The sequence below is a fragment of the Saccharothrix stipae genome (assembly GCF_054781895.1).
Genome location: NZ_BAAGTN010000035.1, coordinates 1 through 1699 on the forward strand (window position 1 = coordinate 1; position 1699 = coordinate 1699).

Here is a 1699-nt window from a genome sequence, read left to right on the forward strand (position 1 = left end):
GGCTGGAGCTTCGCTGAGTGGGTGATGGGCCGTTCCACCATGCGTCCAGGCGGATCAGGTTGAGGGCGGTGGCGGCGAAGACGTGGGCGAGGCGCGTCTTGGGCAGTCCGAGGTAGCGGTTGCGGCGGACGCCGGTGACGGCGACCGCCTGGTGGATGGTGCCCTCGACTCCGGCCCGGATCGCGTAGCGCTGTTTCCACTCGTCGGTCGCCTGCTCGGTCCGAGCCTGCTCGACCGCCTCGTGGACATCTCGAGCGCGCAGCATCAGCTGGCGTCCGGACCGGGTCGAGCGTGTGCATTGTGGACGCACCGGGCATGGTTGGCAGGCGGTCAAGGGAAAACGGACCACGACCGAGTCCCGTCCGCGTTCGGAGCACTCCGACCAGATCGTGTTCCGCACCCCTTGCGGACAGACGACCCGGCGCCGGTCCCAGTCGATGGTGAACGCGGCGCGGCCGAAACCGTCACCGGTCCGGGTCTGTGCGGAGTTGTCGACCCGCAGCGGACCGAGCAGGGTGATCCCGTACTCGCGTCGGGCACCGATCATCAGGTCGGCAGAGGTGTAACCCGCGTCCACGACGTGCTCATCGGGCAACAGATCGCGGCGGTCGAGATCGGCGTGGATCTCTTCGAGCACTTCCACGTCGGTGACGGTCGCGTCGGTGGTGACCACGTTGGTAACCAGGTGCGGCGATCCCGTGGCCGTGACGTCGTCGCAGGTCTCGGTGAGATGGATTTTATAGCCCTCCCAACCGGATCCGCGTTTGGTCGCGTAACGGGCGTCGGTGTCATATGGGGTGCAGAGGCGCTCTCTGCTGGGCGGAAGGTCTTTCTCCTCCCGCCAGGACACCTCCTCACCGTCGTGGGTGATCGTGCGGTGGTACTGCGTGATCCACACGGCCCGCAGCACGGTCACGGCCGGGATCTCCCGTAGCCACGCGGGCGTGTCCGCGGCATGGACGTTCCCCAGCAGTCGGAATCCGTCGACACCGACCCGGGTGGCCGCCGCGGCGCGCTCGGCCTGCCCCTGCGGCAGCCGGTAGGTGTCCATCCGGGCGCCGTACATTCGCACCCAGTCCGCGTCGATCCGGGCGGTCAGCCAGTCCGGCGCGGACGCGGCCAGTGCTTCCAGGGCCGCGCGCAAGGTCTCGGCGAGAAACTCAAGCCGGTTGGCCGACCGCACCGCGGCCAGTACGTGCGTGGAGTCGGTCCGCTGTCGTCCTCGCGGTTTGACCAGCCCGAGTTGCGAGCACCGGGCCAGCAACAGGTCGAGCACCTTCTCTTCCAGTCCGTGGTCGATCAGCCGTTGCCGGAAACCGGTCAACACGGTGTGGTCGAACCCCGGATCGGTCAGCTCCAGCCCGAGTGCGTACTTCCAGTCGATCCGGGCCCGCACCGCGTCGGCGGCCTGCCGGTCGGTCAGGTTCTCAGCGAACTGCAGCACCGTAATCAGTGCCAACTGCCCCGGTGAGATCCCCGGTCTGCCACGCACGCCGAACGCCGACACGAACTGCCCGTCGGCGAACAGCCCTGGTAACTCGTCCCGGACCCGCATCGCCAGCGTCCCCTTCGGGAACGCCGCCCTGGCCACCACCACGGTCTGCTCGGGCACCTCCGGCCACGGGCGAGGCTGGACCGACATCACCTGATCCCTCCCGCGACCGAACCGGCGCCGGCCTCAGTAGATCATCATCCACCG

General features: G+C 68.5%; 1 protein-coding gene. It reads right to left on the reverse strand.

The annotated features are described in order from the left end of the window. The coding region (locus tag ACYVLT_RS40320; RefSeq protein ID WP_461125423.1) for an IS1182 family transposase at positions 1–1612 on the reverse strand (1612 nt) is incomplete at its 3' end. Between the last annotated feature and the right edge of the window lie 87 nt (positions 1613–1699).